This is a genomic window from Leeuwenhoekiella nanhaiensis (assembly GCF_002744755.1).
Taxonomy (GTDB): Bacteria; Bacteroidota; Bacteroidia; order Flavobacteriales; family Flavobacteriaceae; genus Leeuwenhoekiella; species Leeuwenhoekiella nanhaiensis.
The window spans coordinates 1-18,301 of sequence record NZ_KZ319312.1 but is presented as its reverse complement, the minus strand read 5'-3'; the positions used below and the strand labels follow the sequence as shown (position 1 = coordinate 18,301).

Sequence of the window (18,301 nt, the reverse complement as noted above, 5' to 3'; positions counted from 1 at the left end):
CAAAAATTGAATGGAAACTATATTAAAATCTGAAATAACCTGCCCAAACTGCGGGCATAAAAAAATAGAGGAAATGCCAACGGAGTCCTGTCAATTCTTTTACGAATGTGAGAATTGTAAAAAAGTATTACGACCAAAAGAAGGCGATTGTTGTGTTTATTGCTCCTATGGAACAGTTCCTTGTCCACCAATTCAAGAAAACAAATATTGTTGCTAACATCTGATTAATCTTTGCACAACCTGTGCATCGATTAATTTGTATCTTTGTCAAACTTTATGAAAATATTCTTTTCCATATCAATGTCGCTATTATTCTTTTTTCAGGGAATTAGCATTGATATGGACTTTTGTGGACCCATTAAAGAAATTTCAAACATCGTAACCCATTACCAAGACCATAAAGTTTATGGCGACTCTTTCCTTGAATACGTAGTCGAAGATTACATTGACAATGATGCAAAAAATGAAGGGCATCATCATTATCCAGATAAGGAGAATGCGCCCGTACATTCCCATCATCAATGTTGTCACCCTTTAGTATTAATTGTAGCGAACAACAATTCGGCTTTAACCAATCGGTTAAAATTTGAAGATAAAAAGCAATTTAGCTTATATAAAGTAAACTTCAGTTCCAGATATCTGGAATCCCTATTCCAACCCCCTAAAGTATAATTCAGTTTTTTTTTAGGATAGCTATATCCTACCGTGATGCTTTTCAAAGTAAGTATCGCATCATAAACGTATTGCATCTCTTTGCATTGCGATGTTTAAACTGAATTAATACTTTTTCTATGATTAACAAAATCATTTCATTTTCCATTAATAACAAGTTTATTATTGGGCTCTTTATAGTGGCACTTGTAGGTACGGGCATTTGGTCTATGGCCACTATAAATCTGGGTTCTGTACCCGATATTACCAACAACCAAGTACAGGTTATTACAGTGGCCCCAAATTTAGGTACTGAAGATATTGAGCAATTTGTTACCTATCCGGTAGAATTGGCAATGGCAAATCTTCCTGACGTTATCGAGCTGCGTTCAGTATCCCGTTTTGGGCTGTCCGTGGTTACCATTGTATTTAAGGACGAGGCAGGCACTTATCTTCCCCGGCAATTGGTACAAGAGAAATTAACCGAAGTTGCTGGAGAAATCCCCGAAGGCTTCGGCACGCCATTTATGGCACCAATAACTACAGGTCTGGGCGAAATCTACCAATACACCTTAAAATTAAAAGAGGGCTACGAAGATAAATACGATGCAATGGAGCTTCGTACCATCCAAGATTGGATTGTAAAACGTCAAATGGCATTAGTCCCCGGAGTGGTCGAGGTCAATGCTTTTGGAGGTTATGTAAAACAGTATGAAGTTGCAATAAATCCTAATAAGCTGAAAAGTTTCGGTATTACAATGAATCAGGTCTTTGAAGCCTTGAAAGTCAACAATGCCAATACTGGTGGTGCTTACATTGAAAAAAACAACCAGGCCAATTTTATCCGCGGCGAAGGTTTGGCACGTAGCATTGAAGACTTGGAAAATACAGTTGTAACCACACAAAACGGAAGCCCTGTTTTAATACGGGATGTCGCCGAAAAAGTAGGCTTTGGTAATCAGGTACGTTATGGTGCGTTTACCCAAGATGGACACGAAACTGTTGGTGGACAAATTTTAATGCTGAAAGGCGAAAGCCCAGGCAACGTAGTCGAAAATGTGGAGAAGCGCATTGTAGAAATACAAAAATCCCTACCCGAAGGCGTTTACATAGATACATTTTTAAGCCGAAGTGAACTCATTGGAAGAACCACAAGCACCGTTGAAAAAAACCTTATTGAAGGTTCATTGATTGTGATTTTTGTGCTTGTCTTGCTTTTGGGAAGTTTCCGTGGTGGCTTGATTACAGCTTCGGTAATACCTTTATCATTGCTATTCGCATTTATTTTGATGAAACAATTTGGAGTATGGGCAAACTTAATGTCCTTGGGTGCAATCGATTTTGGAATCATCGTGGATGGTGCTGTAATCATTGTGGAAGGAATGGTATTCCACATTCATCAACGGATGAAAAAAACCACAACCGCCATAGACCAGTCTGAAATGGATGAAATAGCCTATGAATCGGCAAGCACGATGATGAATTCGGCATTTTTCGGACAATTGATTATCCTTATTGTATTTACTCCCATTTTGTTCTTAACAGGCGTTGAAGGAAAAATGTTCCGTCCTATGGCGTTTACGTTCGGATTTGCCGTTTTAGGAGCGATTATCCTTTGTCTTACTTATGTTCCAATGATTTCAGCACTATTCCTAAAACCTGCTAAAAATCAGAATAGTTGGTTTGCCAAATTTGAAAACAAGATTGATAGGTTCAGTGATAAAATAATGTCCGGTTTAAACAGAGGGTATGTACCATTGCTCAATTTTGCACTTCGCTTTCGAGCTGGTGTCGTAATTGGCGCAGTTGCTCTATTACTGATTGCAGGATTTATTTTTAGTAATATGGGTGGCGAATTCATACCTAAATTTGATGAGGGCGATATTGCGTTTCAAGCGTTAATAAAACCGGGGAGCAGTCTTACCGAGTCTATTGAGGCTTCAAAAAAACTTCAAAATTTAATCAATGAATTTCCCGAGGTAAAAACGGTAATTTCAAGGATTGGTGTGGCCGAAATACCAACAGACCCAATGCCTATGGACATTGCCGATAGTTACATTATTCTTGAAAAAGATAAGAGTAAATGGACTTCCGCAGATAGCAAAGAAGAACTCATAGAAAAAATTCAAGAAAAAATTTCAGTCGTTCCCGGCGTAAATTTCGTATTTACCCAACCTGTAGAACTTCGTTTTAATGAATTGCTTACAGGTGTTCGTGAGGACGTGGCAATCAAACTGTACGGCGAGGATTTAGAAGTGTTAGCCGACAAGGTACAGGAAATCGCAGCGGTCATCAGAACCGTTCCTGGAGCGGCTGACCTCAATGTGGAAGCTACAAGCGGCTTGCCACAAATGACGGTGGAATATAACCGTGCGAAAATGGCCCAATATGGTGTAACTGTTGACAAGTTGAACGATTATGTGAGTGCATCATTTGCAGGCGAACAGGCAAGTGTGATTTTTGAGGGCGAAAAACGGTTCGATGTGGTCATTCGTTTGGCAAAGGAATTTAGACAGGACATCAACAGCCTTAAAAATCTTTATATCGATTTGCCAAACGGAGCGCAAGTGCCTTTAAAGGAAGTGGCAGATATCAGCTATAAGCCCGGGCCAATGCAGATTTCAAGGGACAATACATCTCGTCGTATTTCGGTAGGGGTCAATGTTCGTGGGCGTGATGTAAAATCGATGGTCGAGGAAATTCAGCAAAAATTGGAAACGGACGTGAAACTGCCACCAGGTTATTTTGTAACCTACGGAGGTTCGTTTGAAAACCTTCAACGTGCTTCAGACCGATTGATGATTGTAGTGCCCATCGCACTTTTCCTAATATTCATCTTACTCTATTTTGCCTTGAGCTCATTTTCACAATCCGTAATGATTTATATGGCAGTGCCTTTGGCGGCCATTGGTGGCGTGTTTGCCCTTTGGATAAGGGGAATGCCTTTTAGTATTTCCGCTGGGGTAGGTTTTATCGTGCTCTTTGGAGTAGCGGTTTTAAACGGATTGGTACTGATAAACAAATTCAATGAACTAAAAGAAAGTGGAATGACAGACTTAAAAAAACGAATATACGAGGCAACACACGAACGCTTACGGCCAATTCTGCTTACGGCAACGGCGGCCATTATGGGCTTTATCCCAATGGCGATTTCTACCTCTGGCGGTGCAGAAGTGCAGCGTCCATTGGCAACCGTAGTTATTGGTGGGTTGATAACAGCAACATTTTTAACGCTTGTGGTCCTTCCTGTATTGTATTATTGGCTCGAATCGAGAAAGGAACGAAACAATAACGATGGAGGTGTAAGCTATGTCAACAAATCAACGAACATTGTAACAGTATTATTGATGGTTGGCGGTTTGATGGCTTCCGGAACTGCGTTTGCCCAAGACACTAATCAAGATGGTACAATTCCAAAAACCTTGACTGTAGATGAGGCCATTGCAATGGCAAAACAGAATTATCCATCCCTTAAAGAGAGCCAAGCCTTTATTGAGCGTGAACAAGCGATGAAGGGTACCAGTTTCGATTTGGGAAATACACAGGTGTTTACAGGAAAGGAAGAGTTTGGTAATGACCTTCCCGGTGTTCAGACCACCATAGGTGTACAACAGGGAAATATTGATTTGCTTTCTGGTTTTTCAAAATCCAAGTTCTATAAGGAACGTGTTAAACTGGGCGAAACGTTCTACGCGGTCAACGAACAGCAATTGATTCGCAATGTGATGCAGGCTTACGACCGTATCAATTATAACAAGGCACAATTGCGGTTTGCAGACCAATTGGACAGTGTTTATGCCAACTTTAGGACCGCTGCCGAATTGCGGTTTGATACAGGGGAAACGGGCAAATTGGAATTTATTGCTGCCTCTTCCGAATATCAGCAGATTCAGGTTTTACGACAGCAAGCCTATGATGACATTGAAATTTCAAAAAGGGCATTGAAGCAGTATTTGGGCATCGACCAAGAAATAGAAACTGTTAATTTGGCCTATGAACCAATGGATTTTTTGGCCAATTTGGATTCGGCTTCCGCAGTCAATAATCCTTTGCTTCAATATTCCTTGCAAAATGCAGAAGTAAGCAAAGCCAATATCGGTGTAGAAAAAGCACAGTTCCTACCCAAGTTCAACTTGACCTACGGCAGGCAGATAGTGGATGATGTGTCGGGTTTCAATACCTATCAGGCTGGTATTAGCATACCGCTTTGGTTCTTTCCGCAGAAATCAAGAGTAAAGGCCGCTAAAGCAGATGCATTGGTCGCCGAGAATCAATATCTCGAACAAAAGGCAGTGACCGAAAGTAGGGTGTCACAGCTCATAAAATCGCTGGAAAAGACCCAAAAAACACTTGACTATTATCAGGAAGGTGCCTTGCTTTTGGCCGAGGAACAAATTACTACGGCAGAACTGGCCTCTAAGGAAGGTGAAATTGATTATGTGAACTATATCACGATACTTAACAGCGCCATCAGGATAAAACAAAATCATATACAGTTTATAAATCAATATAACCAGCAGTTCATTGAGTTGCAATACCAACTGGGTAACCTATAATCTAAAAAAGAATAAGAAATGAAAAATATAGCAATAGTAAGTGTAGCACTAATGACCTTCTTTATGGTTGGCTGCAACGACAAGCCCGATTCGGAATTGGGCCATAACGAAAATAGCGAAACCTCTGAAAATATGAAGGACGACGGGGATGCACACGGCGAAGAAGGCCACGATGAAGGAGAGGAAGAAGGTGGTCACAGCGAGGAAGAAGGCGTTGTGGAACTCACAAAGCAACAAGCTGAAACAATCGGTTTGGAAATGAAACCTTTGGAGGAACGGAATTTAGGGAACAACATTAAAGTAACAGGAACGCTGGAACTTTTCCCACAGGACAAGGCGAACATAAGTCCTTTTGTTGGTGGAAATGTGAGTTCCATAAAAGTAATCCCTGGAGATAACGTAAAGAAAGGTCAGGTGTTGGCATATATAGAACACCCAGATATCATTGCAATGCAACAGGATTATCAGGAAAAAAATGACGAACTGGTCTTTTTGAAACAGGATTTTGAACGTAAGCAGACCCTTTATGATAAAGGTGTTTCTTCTGGCAAGGAATTTCAGATGGCGCAGTCAAAATATCGTTCCACAACATCCAGCGTCAATGGTTTGCGGTCCCAGTTGAGACTGTTGGGCATTAACCCGGACAAAGTGGCGGAAGGCCAAATATATTCCGCTGTTCCCATTACCTCGCCTATAAGTGGGTATGTGGATGAAGTAATGATTAGCCTTGGCGATTACGTGGCACAACAATCCAAAATGTTCTCGATAAGCGACAATTCAAAAATCTATGTCAACTTCAAAGTATATGAAAAAGACATAAAGCAAATCAAGCAGGGGCAACAGATATATTTTTCCACGGCCTCTCGTCCAGATGAACTGCTTAAGGCAACCGTTCGGTCTGTAGGTAAAACCTTTGAGACAGACCCAAAAGCTTTGGAAGTTCTGGCAGATATTGAAAACAAGGATAAAAACCTATTGCCAGGTATGTACGTGGAAGGGCGCATAGTGCAGGGCGAGAAAAAGGGTTTTGCCGTACCGGAAGCTGCCATTATAAAAGAAGGCGAGCAATCCTTCATTTTCATTTTGGATGAAGATGAAGAAATGGAAGCGGGCAAAATGAAATTCAAAATGATACCCGTAACGGTTGGTATTACTGATTTAGGCTTTGTTGAAGTCAATCTTCCTGCCGAAGTTTCAAAGGATGCCAAAGTCGTGATAAACGGAGCTTATAACCTGTCTTCGGAAATGGTTAAAGGCGAACTGGAACACGGACATTAATTCAATAACAATCAAAGATTTTGATTCCGAGTTTGTTTATCGTCTTAATTAGTTAGTTAAAAATTAGAAAACAAGCTCGGTTCAAAATCGATTAAAACATAAAAATATTTTTAAGATGAAAGAAATAAAAGCATTTGTAAAACCGAACCGAATCCAAAGAGTCATTGAAGCACTATCAGATAATGGATTTGAAAGTATGACCCTTTCACAAGCAGAAGGTACTGGCGCATTCAAGGCAAAAGGTGCAAGACCTTCGTTGGATTTTCGTATTACCGATAGTCCTGTGGTTAAGCTGGAATTGGTCTGTCAAAATGAGGAAGCCCAAGCTGCCATTGAAATAATTTTAAAAAATGGCAAAACGGAAGAACCTGGAGACGGCATTATCTATATAGCAAATATTGAAGATGCCTTTCAGATTAAAACTGGGGATTCCTTAAAACGGTACGACCTATAAAACACTTCAGTACAAATGGAAAAAATAGTTCAACTTCTGGAAAACAAAGGGATACGACCTACGGCTATGCGCCTTATGACCTATAAGCGGTTGGCAGAGTTGAATGTGGCCATCAGCCTTGGCGACTTGGAAAAAGATTTTAAGGTCAGTGAAAGAAGTACCCTATTTAGGACTATAAAAACGTTTGAGGAAAAAGGGATTGTGCATCAAATCGAGGATGGGACAGGGGTTATAAAATACGCCCTTTGCGAAGAAAATTGTGAATGCGAGGTCGGCAACGACCTTCATTTGCACTTTCATTGCAACAATTGTAATGAGACGGTCTGTTTAACAGAACATAAAATCCCTCACATCAACTTACCTGATGGTTATATTACCGAGGATATCAACTTGGTGGTAAAGGGTATCTGCGAAAAATGCAGTGGCAATTTGGTTTAAACGTTTGGTTTTTAAATTCAATTATCATTTATAAATAATGAGCAATGATAACAATCTATAAAAAAGAGGCTACTGTATATATGGTAGCAGAGAATAAGCTGGATGCCAAGGATTATGAAAACTTGATACCAGTCTTAACAGAACATATAACTGCCCATCCACAAGTGTATTGGTACATCGAGATGGAAAATTTTGAAGGCTGGACAGCAGAGGCATATTGGAAGGGAATTGAATTAAACCTTCCGAATGAAAAGCATTTAAAGCGTGTTGCTTTGGTGGGTAGCGTTAAATGGCAAGAACAATTTACCGAGGTATTGCTTCCTTTTTCAGAAGCTCATATAAAATTTTATAAGACCGAAGAAAAAGAATTGGCCAAAGAATGGATAGAAATAGAATAACATAAAAAATGGATATACTATTGATTTAAAAACAGAAACACTATGATGGACGATTGGTATTTTGGAGGAATGCACTGGATATGGTGGGGACTTTGGATAATCCTCATCTTTTGGATATTCCTAATTCCTTACCCCACCCCGGGACAGAAACGGAAAAAGGATAGTGCGATGGAAATCCTGAGGGAACGTTTTGCACGGGGCGAAATAAGCAAGGAAGAGTTTGAACAGCGAAAGAAACTGTTACGGGAAAACAAGAAAAAATAAACTGCAATGAAACCGCCTAATGGCATACATAATCAAAAAAGAGGAGGGCTGAACAGGCAAGGACTTCTTATTGCTATTGTTTTAGGGTTTGCGGTGGGCATAATCATTATACAGCCATTGGGCATTTCCCTATTCCAGTATGACCAGAGCGGTGATACGGGCAATTGGTGGTATTTGTTCAAAAATGCAGTTGGGCAAGCTCTTGGATTTGGAGATGTGGACCAAATCCTAAAAAATATCCTGTTTGGTATTATGGGAAGCAGTCTCGCCCTGATGTTCTATACAAGAAAAACAATATTTCAACTAAATAGGGAGAAAGTCGGAATAACCTTGATAAGGGAATTATTGGACAAAGGTGAAAACCACGAGGTAGAATTCAAAAGCACCTTGCGGTGGGACCTTCGACAAGGTAAGGTAAACAAAGCCTTGGAAATGGTAGTGGCAAAGACCATTGCGGGATTTATGAATACCGAAGGCGGCCATTTGATTATAGGAGTTGACGATGAAGGCCGTATCCTGGGGCTCGAACAAGATTACGGTACTTTAAAGAAACCGGGCAAGGACGGATTTGAACAGTATATAATGCAGTTGGTGTCCTTCAATTTAGGCACGCATTTTTGCCCTTTGGCAAAGGTGACCTTTTACCAATTTGAAGAAAAGGATATCTGTTATGTAAGGGTCTACAAATCGCAAAAACCAGTGTATTTGAACCTGGGCGACCGTTCTCATTTCTTTATCAGAACTGGGAACGGTACCCGTGAGTTGGATATGCCCGAAGCATTAGATTATATGGAAACACACTTAAATTAAACAATATGGGATTTTTAAAACATTTATTAAGAGGAAGTTATGGTCATCATTCCAACAAGCATCAACGTAAAAATAATGACCCAAGATTTGATGAACCCAAGGTTGTTGTGAGATGTATAAAATGCGGCAAAAACAATCCTGAAAATGCTTCTTTTTGTCAACATTGTGGCGAGCCTTTAGGTAAAGTAAAATGCAAAAGTTGTGAAGAACCAATACCTATGGATGCAAAATTTTGTTCTAAATGTGGCACTGAAGTATAGTTAAAAACCTTATAAAAAAGAACTCTAACTTTTACCAATATTTCATATATAGCTTTAGGTTAAAGATTTATAGCAAGAAAGTTTATGACATAATTGGAATACAAAATGTAAATAACCGAACTATATGAAATTAATGAATGACAGATTGTACCACAAAATATTCAACGGTGCCATTATTATGATTTTAATTATAACTGTTTCTTTGGGAATCGGGATGCTTGGGTATTATTATTTTTTGAAATTAAGTTGGATTGATAGCTTTTTAAACGCTTCAATGATTCTTACAGGAATGGGTCCCTTAGATGAAGCACAAACCGATGCTGGCAAATTGTTTTCTGGAATTTATGCCTTGTATTCTGGGATAATTTTCCTTTCGGCCATAGCAATCTTTATCTATCCCATTATTCAAAAAATTGGGAAAAAATTTGAACACCACCACTAATAACAATTATAATTTCTCAATATGCTCTTAAATAAAAGAATATCCATTGTCAATTTTATTAAAACCATAAAGTTTGATATTGTATTTATTGTATCTTATGCTGTAGCTGTGGGTATTTTGGACCAATATGGTTTTTTGTCAAAAATCTCTATTCCAATTGGTGTTACTGCTGTTTTTGGCACTGCGGTAGCTTTGCTTTTGGGTTTTCGAACCAATCAAGCTTATGAGCGCTGGTGGGAAGCCCGTATTATATGGGGCGCAATTGTGAATGATTCCCGAACACTGGTCAGACAATGTGTTTCATTTTTCAAAAGGAGCAACGGGCAGTACGATATTTTGGTCAATGAAATGACCAACCGTCAAATAATCTGGTGCTATGCATTGGGTGAATCATTGAGAAAACTACCCTTTTCCCCCAAAGTTAAGGAATACCAAAAATCTTATAAGTTGGAGTCTTTTAATATTCCAAATACTTTATTGTCAGAACATTCTGAAACTTTGCTAAAAGCAAAAGAAAACGGTATGGTCAATGATTTTCAGCAGGTACAAATAGACAGTACCATAGCCAGATTATGTGATTCTATGGGCAAGTGCGAACGTATAAAAAACACGGTCTTCCCCAAAGCACATAGTTTATTAATCCATTTAATCATTTATGTATTTGCAACAATGTTGCCTTTTGGCCTGTCAGACAACTACCTCTCTGTGGAAATTGGCCTTACCATCGCTATCCCTTTGATCTTTATAGCTATTGAAAAAACATCAATTTTAATGCAGGATCCCTTTGAAAACAACCCAATGGACACACCAATGACCGATTTGGCCCAAACTATTGAAATAAATCTAAAGGAGATGATAGGTGATGAGGACATCCCACAGAAAAAGAAACCTGAAACGTTTTACATTCTATAATATGGATTTACAAACTGAAATAACGCTGATTCCCAGATTATTGGTTGCCTTGTTACTGGGCATCTTGATTGGGCTTGACCGTGAAATTCACGGTCACGATGCAGGTATAAGAACCTAAGCTTCCGTTTGTTTGGGAGCTGCACTTTTAACCATCATCAATACATATACTGAGATGGCAGACCAAACCAGGATTGTCGCCAATATTGTCTCTGGTATTGGTTTTTTGGGAGCGGGTATCATTTTTAGGGACAGTTCAAAGAATACCATATCAGGGTTAACAACGGCCGCTACTATATGGGCCAGTGCTGGTGTTGGCATTGCCATAGGATATGGGATGTATTTAATTGGTATAACCAGTACACTATTGATTATACTATTGCTGGTTTCGCATCATTTCCCATTTTTTAAGGCTAAGTACGGTAAAGAAACAAGGGGTAACAATGAATAAACAAAGTGTAATTGAAATAAGAAAATTAGTGTGACGTGTAGAGCGTATCATTTGCACATACAACGCACTAATATTTTAAATAGATGAATATAAAGATATACAAATATGTTACAGATAATAAACTTGGAAAAAGAACATCTTATTGCCGCTAAAATCAGCGGGAAACTTACGGAAAAGGATATGGAAAAGATGCATCCGCTTATCCACAACATCATAGAAAAAGGCCATAAAGTGGACTTCTATTTTGAAATGGAAGATTTTAAAGGCTATACCCTTAAAGGCTTTTGGGAAGACCTAAAGATTGATTCGGCTCATTTGGGAGATTATGGCAAGATGGCCTTTGTCGGCAACAAAAAATGGCAGGAATTGGCCGCGAAGGCAACTGATTTTTTCATAAAGTCTGAAGTTAAATTTTTTGATATTTCTGAGAAACAACAGGCTCAAAACTGGATTAAATCTTAATTAACGATAACAAAACCATTAATAATATGAAAGACAAGGAAAAACACAGCAAAGACGATGGCCACAATCACGACCACGGTGGCATTTTCGGTAAAAACACGGAGCTCTATTTTGCAATTTTAAGTGGGGTCACACTAATTACAGGTTTCCTGTTGGAAAAATATACAGGGGTTTCAGCTAACATCCCTTTTGGGCTCTATATTGCAGCCTACTTTTTTGGAGGTTATTTTACCCTAAAGGAGGCCATTACCAAAGTGTCCAAAGGCGAATTTGAAATCGATTTCCTGATGCTGGTCGCAGCTGCAGGAGCCGCCTATTTGGGCGAATGGGCAGAAGGTGCCTTGTTGCTGTTCCTGTTTAGTTTGGGTCACGCACTGGAAAACTATGCAATGGGCAAGGCCAAGAAATCCATTGCAGCGTTAACAGACCTTGCGCCTAAAACCGCACTATTAAAGAAGGATGACGATACCGTTGAAGTGGGTATTGAAGAGTTACAGATAGGTGATACTATCGTGGTACGCCCCAACAGTAAAATATCTGCTGATGGTGTTATTGTAAAGGGCAATAGTAGTATAGACCAGTCACCCATTACCGGGGAAAGCGTTCCAGTGGACAAAACACCAATAGAAAATCCCGATAAGGAATATACAGCAAAAAGCGATATTCCCGACGAGAACCGTGTATTTTCAGGAACTATCAATGGCAACAATACCCTCGAAATAAAGGTGATTAAAGAGGCAAAAGATTCTACCCTCAACCGCTTGGTCACTATGGTTCAAGAGGCCCAGGACCAAAAATCGCCCACACAATTATTGACAGACAAGTTTGAGCGGTACTACGTGCCATCGGTAATCTTATTGGTCATAGTATTAAATTTTGCTTTTTTGGTCATCGATGAAACGTGGAATGAAAGCCTGTACCGTTCCCTGGCGGTACTTGTGGCAGCCAGTCCTTGTGCCCTGGCCATTTCTACGCCATCTGCTGTATTGAGTGGTGTGGCAAGAGCAGCACGAGGCGGGGTTTTGATAAAAGGCGGTCGCCCCTTGGAAGACTTAGGGGTACTTACCGCTCTCGCTTTTGACAAAACGGGAACACTTACCGAAGGAAAACCAAAGCTTACCGACGTCGAAAGTTTTGGCAGTATAGATAAAAAGGAACTGTTGGAAATCGCGATTGCGGTTGAGGAACTGAGCGACCATCCCCTGGCAAAGGCTGTTGTAAGGGATGGGATGGAGCGGCTTGGGAAGGACACCAAAATTCCCGATGCCGATGATTTGGAAGCCGTACAGGGCAAGGGCATAAAGGCAAACTATCAAGGGAATTCCATTTACATTGGTAACCTGGAACTCTTCGAGGACATTGATAAGGGCGTACCCGACGATGTATCAGAAAAGGTAAGAGCGCTTGAAGGGGAAGGAAAGACCACGATGCTAATAAAAAGGGGCGATGAATTTATAGGGATGCTGGGGCTGATGGACACGCCACGGGAAAAAGCCAAGGAAACCCTTGCCCAACTAAAGGAAATAGGCATCAAGAAAATGATAATGCTTACGGGCGACAACCAGAAAGTGGCAGATGCCGTAGCCGAGGAAATCGGGTTGACCGAAGCACGCGGAAGTCTGCTTCCCGAAGAAAAAGTGGAGGCCATCAAAAAACTTGCGGAACAGGAAAATAAACTGGCAATGATAGGTGATGGGGTCAATGATGCCCCTGCTATGGCAAACAGTACCGTTGGTATTGCAATGGGTGCGGCGGGAAGCGACGTGGCTTTAGAGACCGCGGATGTTGCCCTAATGGCAGACAAACTGGAAACCTTGCCTTTTGCCATCGGTTTGAGCAGAAAAGCGAAGGCGATAATCAAGCAAAACTTATGGGTTAGCTTGGGGGTTGTTGCCCTTTTAATTCCTGCGACCATAATGAGTTGGGCAAGTATCGGCATAGCCGTGGCGGTTCACGAAGGCTCTACGTTGGTAGTGGTGGTCAATGCACTGCGCTTGCTCGCCTATAAGAAATAAATGTAATAAAAGAGATTACTTTTGAATCAAGCTTAAAATGACCAAAACGGAAAAAATATTGTCAAGTCACGGTATTCGCCCTACTCAAATGAGGTCGGAGATATACAAGTTCCTGAAAAGGAAGCAAAGTGCCGTGTCCTTTTCCGATTTAAAAAAGGTCTTTGCCGAAAAGAGCGAAACCAATAAAACAGCAAACAGAACGACCTTTTATCGAAATCTCAAGATTTTCGAGGATAAAGGGCTTATTCATCAGATAAATGATGGAACCGGAGTGGCAAAATTTGCAATTTCTGATGAAAACGTTAAAGGTAAATATGGTTCGGATTTACATCTGCATTTTCATTGTACCGAATGTAAGAAAACAATCTGTTTGCCAAATAAAATACCGGAAGAAAGTTTACCAAGTGATTATAAAATAAACGATGTCAACTTGGTATTAAAAGGGATATGCGTGAAATGTAAGGAAAAATAACAGGTGGGAGTTCCAGAACATTGAACCCTTGCGCCCAAGAGTCAAGTTCAAGGTTCTTCCACCTTATTTAACCAAAAAAATACAATTATGGAAAAATATGATATAACAATTATTGGTTCCGGTCCAGGTGGCTACGTGTGTGCCATACGTGCTGCACAACTGGGCTTTAAAGTGGCCATAATCGAAAGGTACAGTACCCTTGGCGGCACTTGCCTTAACGTGGGTTGTATCCCTTCAAAAGCCTGGCTGGAAGCATCGGAACATTACCACAAGCTCAAACACCAATTCGAGGATTTCGGCATTGATGTCAAGGAGGCGAATGTAGATATTGTAAAAATGAACCAAAGGGTTCAAGACGTCGTGGGGGAAATCATCAACGGGGTAGCCTACCTGATGAAAAAGAACAAGGTTACCGTTTATGAAGGCCACGGAAACATCAAGAACAAAAACACCATTGAAATTAAGGGCGAGGACAAAACACAAACCATAGAAACCGATAAGATAGTCATCGCCACCGGGTCAAAACCTGCATCCTTGCCCAACATAGAAATAGATAAAAAAAGGATTATTTCCTCTACGGAAGCCCTTGCCCTTAAAGAAATCCCCAAACACTTGATGGTCGTTGGAGGTGGTGTCATTGGGGTCGAGATAGGTTCGGTCTTCGCCAGGTTGGGTTCAAAAGTATCCATAGTAGAGTATTTTGATGGGCTTATCTATACAATGGACAAATCCGTAGGGCATCAATTGTACAGGTCCCTAAGAAAACAGGACATCGAGTTCTATCTGGAACACAAGGTCACAAAAGCTGTGGCAGCAGATGATAAAGTAACCCTTACGGCACAGAACAGGAAAGACGACAAGGAAATGCAGTTGGAAGGCGACTATTGCCTGATGGCCATTGGGAGAAAACCTTTTACATCAGGCTTGGGCCTTGCAAACGTGGGAGTGGAAACCAACGAAAAAGGACAAATAAAAGTAGACGATAACCTAGAAACCAATGTAAAAGGGGTCTATGCCATTGGAGATGTAGTCCGAGGTGCGATGCTCGCCCATAAGGCCAGTGAAGAAGGTGTTTTTGTGGCCGAACGCATTGCGGGACAAAAGCCGCATATCAATTATTCCCTCATACCAAACATTGTCTATACACAGCCGGAAGTGGCCGGCGTGGGCCTTACCGAGGAGGAACTTAAAGAAGCAGGTAGAGCAATAAAAACGGGCTCATTTCCTTTCAAGGCCAATGCAAGGGCCAAGATAAGTATGGACACGGACGGCTTTATAAAAGTGATTGCAGACAAGGAAACCGATGAGATTTTGGGCGTTCATATGATAGGTCCGCGCATAGCCGATAGTTATACGGAAGCTGTCGTAGCGATGGAATTCAGGGCAGCGGCAGAAGATATTGCACGGATGTCCCACGGACACCCCACATTTTCAGAAACCTTTAAGGAAGCCTGCTTGGCCGCTACCGAAGACCGGGCGTTGCATATATAAATTTTGGAATGGAGAATAAGGAAAAAGATGTTACTATGAATGAACCCCAAAAAGCACAGTCTGCGTTGGCTTATGTGAGGGAAACCGCACAGAAGTTTCTCGATAGGGAAACGGCGGGCGGCATCCTTTTGATTATTGCTACTATCGTAGCCCTTTTTTTGGGTAATTCCCAATTTTCGGAGATGTACCACCATTATCTTAAAGATGAGTTTGTAATTGAATTCTCAGAACATTTTAATTTTGGGCTAACTATTGAAGAATGGATCAATGATGGCCTGATGGCAATTTTCTTTCTGGTTGCTGGTTTGGAATTGAAAAGGGAAGTCCTGGTAGGGGAATTATCATCCTTTAAAAAAGCATCTTCTCCACTTCTGGCAGCATTAGGAGGTATGATAGTTCCTGCCCTGATATTCGTGAGTTTTAATTCAGAAACAGCTTATATAAGGGGATGGGGAATACCAATGGGTACGGATATAGCTTATTCCCTTGGCATTATTGGTCTTTTGGGAAAAAAAATACCTTCTCAGTTGAAAATATTTTTGGTGGCATTGGCAATAGCAGATGATGTGGGTGCCATTCTGGTTATAGCCCTTTTTTACAGCAGTCAAATAAGCTGGTTTTATCTGGTTGGTGGCCTCGGAATATTTGTTGGCCTTTTGGTACTAAATAAAATTAGGGTTAAGAACCTGTCATGGTATATTACAGGTGGAATTGTACTATGGTACTTTTTTCTGAATTCAGGTGTCCACCCCACCATTGCGGGAGTGTTATTTGCCATTACCATTCCCGTAAGGCCTAAACTGGACAGTAAACACCTTAAGGAAAGAACCACCCGGAATCTGGGTCAGTTGGAAGAAGCAGATATTGAAACTAAAAATCCCCTTCAGGATATAAAGCAACGCCCAATTCTAAAAGCAATCAAAAAAGATACTGAGAATTCAAGGCCTCCGTTACTGAAATTAGAGAACTCCCTTATCGACTTTAATGCTTTTTTTATTATCCCAATATTTGCGATTGCCAACGCTGGGGTAAAGTTAGATGTAAGTTTTTTAGAAGTTGTTTCCAGCTCCTTGGGTTTAGGGGTAATCGCCGGGCTTGCCGTTGGGAAAGTAACTGGTATTAGCCTCTTCACCTGGCTTGGACAGAAAATAGGTGTTTCTTCCATTCATAGTTCTTTAAAATGGAAACATATCCTGGGGGTTGGAATGATTGCCGGGATTGGTTTTACCATGTCCCTGTTTATAACCAACCTGGCTTTTACCAATCCAGAGCTGGTAAAGGTTTCAAAAATAAGCATTTTGATCGCTTCCTCTATCGCGGCCTTAATAGGCGTACTTATTTTATTTTTAAGCTCGCCGGTACAACAAAAAAATAAAAATATTAAAACTCTGCATAGGAACGGTAAATAAGGAAATATGAATAAAAGCACTTTTAAGGTAAGTCAAATGGATTGCCCTTCCGAAGAACAGATGATACGGATGAAACTGGAGTCAAATCCTCAAATCAAATATCTGGACTTTGACATTCCGAATAGGAAATTAGATGTGTACCATCAAGGGAATGCCCAAGAAATAAACGTGGAATTGGGTGCATTAAAGTTGGGGGAAAAACTTTTGGGAACAGAAAAGGCGGAAGCACCTAATACTGAAGATGAGACCAAACAAAAGAAGATACTCTGGTGGGTATTGTAGATCAATTTTGGTTTTTTTGTTATCGAAATGACTACGGGTTGGATTTCTTCCTCGATGGGTCTAATTGCCGATTCACTGGATATGCTGGCCGATTCCATTGTGTACACATTGAGCCTTTTTGCCGTAGGTGGTGCCATTGCACGAAAAAAGAAAGTGGCGAATTTCAGTGGCTATTTTCAAATGGCCTTGGCCCTGCTGGGATTTTCGGAAGTCCTGAGAAGGTTTTTGAGCAGTAGCGAAACCCCTTTGTTCCAATGGATGATCATCGTTTCCATTTTCGCCCTTATCGGCAACCTCGTTTCCCTATGGTTGATAAACAAGGCCAAAAGCAAGGAAGCGCATATGCAGGCAAGTGCCATCTTTACCTCAAACGATATTGTTGTGAACGGCGGAGTAATACTGGCAGGGGTGCTGGTTTATTTTTTGGACAGTAAATGGCCCGATTTGGTCATAGGCGGTGTTGTGTTTGCGTTTGTGATGCGTGGGGCTATTAGAATTTTAAAATTGTCCAAATAATTTAAATAAAACATTTGCAATGCATAAACTGATGAACATTCAAAAGGTCGGAATTAAAAACCCAAGCTAAACACTAAAATTATTAATGGAAAAATCGAGAAAAAAGAATCTTAAAGAAGCAAGGACACTTCAAGTATGGAACGTCATTTATGACGTTACTGAAGTGGTCATTTCGCTAATTGCGGGAATCACAGCAAACAGTTCTGCGTTGATAGGCTGGGGTCTTGATAGCACCATCGAGGTGATAAGTGCCGGAACATTGGGCTGGCGGTTGCACGGCGAAATCAAAGGCATTGATGAAAGGCGTGTAGAGAAAAGAAAAATGATAACGCTCTACGTCATTGCGATATCCTTTGCGCTTATCTGTGCCTTCATATCCTATGATTCCATATCAAAACTGATTAGTCAAGAAACGGCTTCCTGGTCAACGATTGGCATTGTGATACTTATGGTATCATTGGTTGTAAATCCCATTTTGATTTACTACAAAAGGAACTATGGAAATAAACTGGATAGTCCCGCACTGTTAGCGGATGCCAAGGACACTTTTATCTGCCTGTACCAAACCGTGGTAGTCCTATTGGGTCTGCTGCTCGTGAAATGGTTGGGCTGGTGGTGGGCCGACCCTGTCGCGGCATTATTAATTGTCCCCTATGCAGCAAAAGAAGGGTGGGAAGCCTTTACCAAAGCAAAAATATTAAAATGAATCTCAATAAATAATGAAAGAAATAGAAAAAACATTG

At 40.7% G+C, this 18,301-nt stretch carries 19 protein-coding genes and 1 pseudogene; all 20 read left to right on the top strand.

Annotated elements, in window-relative coordinates; translation table 11 throughout:
- The first annotated feature begins 10 nt into the window (after nt 1-10).
- The 20 genes and pseudogenes from CJ305_RS19685 (at nt 11) to CJ305_RS18520 (ending at nt 18,264) form a co-directional block, all read left to right on the top strand.
- Entirely contained in the window at nt 11-217 is a 207-nt protein-coding gene (locus CJ305_RS19685) for a GDCCVxC domain-containing (seleno)protein (protein ID WP_099647767.1), read from the top strand.
- An 83-nt stretch (nt 218-300) separates the two neighbouring features.
- Nucleotides 301-672 (top strand): hypothetical protein, encoded by a 372-nt coding sequence (locus tag CJ305_RS18610; RefSeq protein ID WP_099647766.1) that lies wholly within the window; start codon nt 301-303, stop codon nt 670-672.
- A 119-nt stretch (nt 673-791) separates the two neighbouring features.
- On the top strand, nt 792-5,207 hold the full coding sequence (locus tag CJ305_RS18605; protein WP_099647765.1) for a CusA/CzcA family heavy metal efflux RND transporter: 4,416 nt from the start codon (nt 792-794) through the stop codon (nt 5,205-5,207).
- Nucleotides 5,208-5,225: 18 nt separating this feature from the next.
- Nucleotides 5,226-6,485, top strand: a complete 1,260-nt coding sequence (locus tag CJ305_RS18600) for an efflux RND transporter periplasmic adaptor subunit (protein WP_099647764.1) — start codon at nt 5,226-5,228, stop codon at nt 6,483-6,485.
- Nucleotides 6,486-6,600: 115 nt separating this feature from the next.
- Complete coding sequence (locus CJ305_RS18595; RefSeq protein ID WP_047418561.1) at nt 6,601-6,939, top strand: P-II family nitrogen regulator; 339 nt, start codon at nt 6,601-6,603, stop codon at nt 6,937-6,939.
- Nucleotides 6,940-6,954: 15 nt separating this feature from the next.
- Nucleotides 6,955-7,377 carry a Fur family transcriptional regulator gene (locus CJ305_RS18590; RefSeq protein ID WP_099647763.1) on the top strand — a complete coding sequence of 141 codons (423 nt, stop codon included), beginning with the start codon at nt 6,955-6,957 and terminating at the stop codon, nt 7,375-7,377.
- 44 nt (nt 7,378-7,421) lie between these two features.
- Entirely contained in the window at nt 7,422-7,775 is a 354-nt protein-coding gene (locus CJ305_RS18585) for a SpoIIAA family protein (RefSeq protein ID WP_099647762.1), read from the top strand.
- A gap of 42 nt (nt 7,776-7,817) precedes the next feature.
- Nucleotides 7,818-8,039 carry an SHOCT domain-containing protein gene (locus CJ305_RS18580; protein ID WP_026775389.1) on the top strand — a complete coding sequence of 74 codons (222 nt, stop codon included), beginning with the start codon at nt 7,818-7,820 and terminating at the stop codon, nt 8,037-8,039.
- Between the two features lie 6 nt (nt 8,040-8,045).
- Nucleotides 8,046-8,849 (top strand): AlbA family DNA-binding domain-containing protein, encoded by an 804-nt coding sequence (locus tag CJ305_RS18575; protein WP_223248935.1) that lies wholly within the window; start codon nt 8,046-8,048, stop codon nt 8,847-8,849.
- 5 nt (nt 8,850-8,854) lie between these two features.
- Nucleotides 8,855-9,109 (top strand): zinc ribbon domain-containing protein, encoded by a 255-nt coding sequence (locus CJ305_RS18570; protein ID WP_026775387.1) that lies wholly within the window; start codon nt 8,855-8,857, stop codon nt 9,107-9,109.
- Nucleotides 9,110-9,233: 124 nt separating this feature from the next.
- A complete protein-coding gene (locus CJ305_RS18565; RefSeq protein ID WP_036841153.1) occupies nt 9,234-9,551 on the top strand; it encodes a hypothetical protein in 318 nt (105 codons plus the stop codon).
- 21 nt (nt 9,552-9,572) lie between these two features.
- The gene (locus CJ305_RS18560; protein ID WP_099647761.1) at nt 9,573-10,463 is read left to right on the top strand and encodes a bestrophin family protein; all 891 of its coding nucleotides are present in this window, start codon (nt 9,573-9,575) and stop codon (nt 10,461-10,463) included.
- A gap of 130 nt (nt 10,464-10,593) precedes the next feature.
- Nucleotides 10,594-10,911 (top strand): MgtC/SapB family protein, encoded by a 318-nt coding sequence (locus tag CJ305_RS18555; protein ID WP_223248934.1) that lies wholly within the window; start codon nt 10,594-10,596, stop codon nt 10,909-10,911.
- A 105-nt stretch (nt 10,912-11,016) separates the two neighbouring features.
- Nucleotides 11,017-11,373 (top strand): SpoIIAA family protein, encoded by a 357-nt coding sequence (locus tag CJ305_RS18550; RefSeq protein ID WP_041579168.1) that lies wholly within the window; start codon nt 11,017-11,019, stop codon nt 11,371-11,373.
- Nucleotides 11,374-11,399: 26 nt separating this feature from the next.
- On the top strand, nt 11,400-13,388 hold the full coding sequence (locus tag CJ305_RS18545; protein ID WP_099647760.1) for a heavy metal translocating P-type ATPase: 1,989 nt from the start codon (nt 11,400-11,402) through the stop codon (nt 13,386-13,388).
- Between the two features lie 37 nt (nt 13,389-13,425).
- Nucleotides 13,426-13,860, top strand: a complete 435-nt coding sequence (locus CJ305_RS18540) for a Fur family transcriptional regulator (RefSeq protein WP_099647759.1) — start codon at nt 13,426-13,428, stop codon at nt 13,858-13,860.
- A gap of 87 nt (nt 13,861-13,947) precedes the next feature.
- Entirely contained in the window at nt 13,948-15,351 is a 1,404-nt protein-coding gene (lpdA, locus tag CJ305_RS18535; protein WP_099647758.1) for a dihydrolipoyl dehydrogenase, read from the top strand.
- A gap of 35 nt (nt 15,352-15,386) precedes the next feature.
- Nucleotides 15,387-16,760: a Na+/H+ antiporter NhaA gene (nhaA, locus tag CJ305_RS18530; protein ID WP_099647768.1), complete on the top strand. Its 1,374-nt coding sequence runs from the start codon at nt 15,387-15,389 to the stop codon at nt 16,758-16,760.
- A 6-nt stretch (nt 16,761-16,766) separates the two neighbouring features.
- A pseudogene (locus CJ305_RS18525) lies at nt 16,767-17,558 on the top strand (cation transporter).
- 85 nt (nt 17,559-17,643) lie between these two features.
- A complete protein-coding gene (locus CJ305_RS18520) occupies nt 17,644-18,264 on the top strand; it encodes a cation diffusion facilitator family transporter (RefSeq protein ID WP_099647757.1) in 621 nt (206 codons plus the stop codon).
- Nucleotides 18,265-18,301 lie beyond the last annotated feature (37 nt).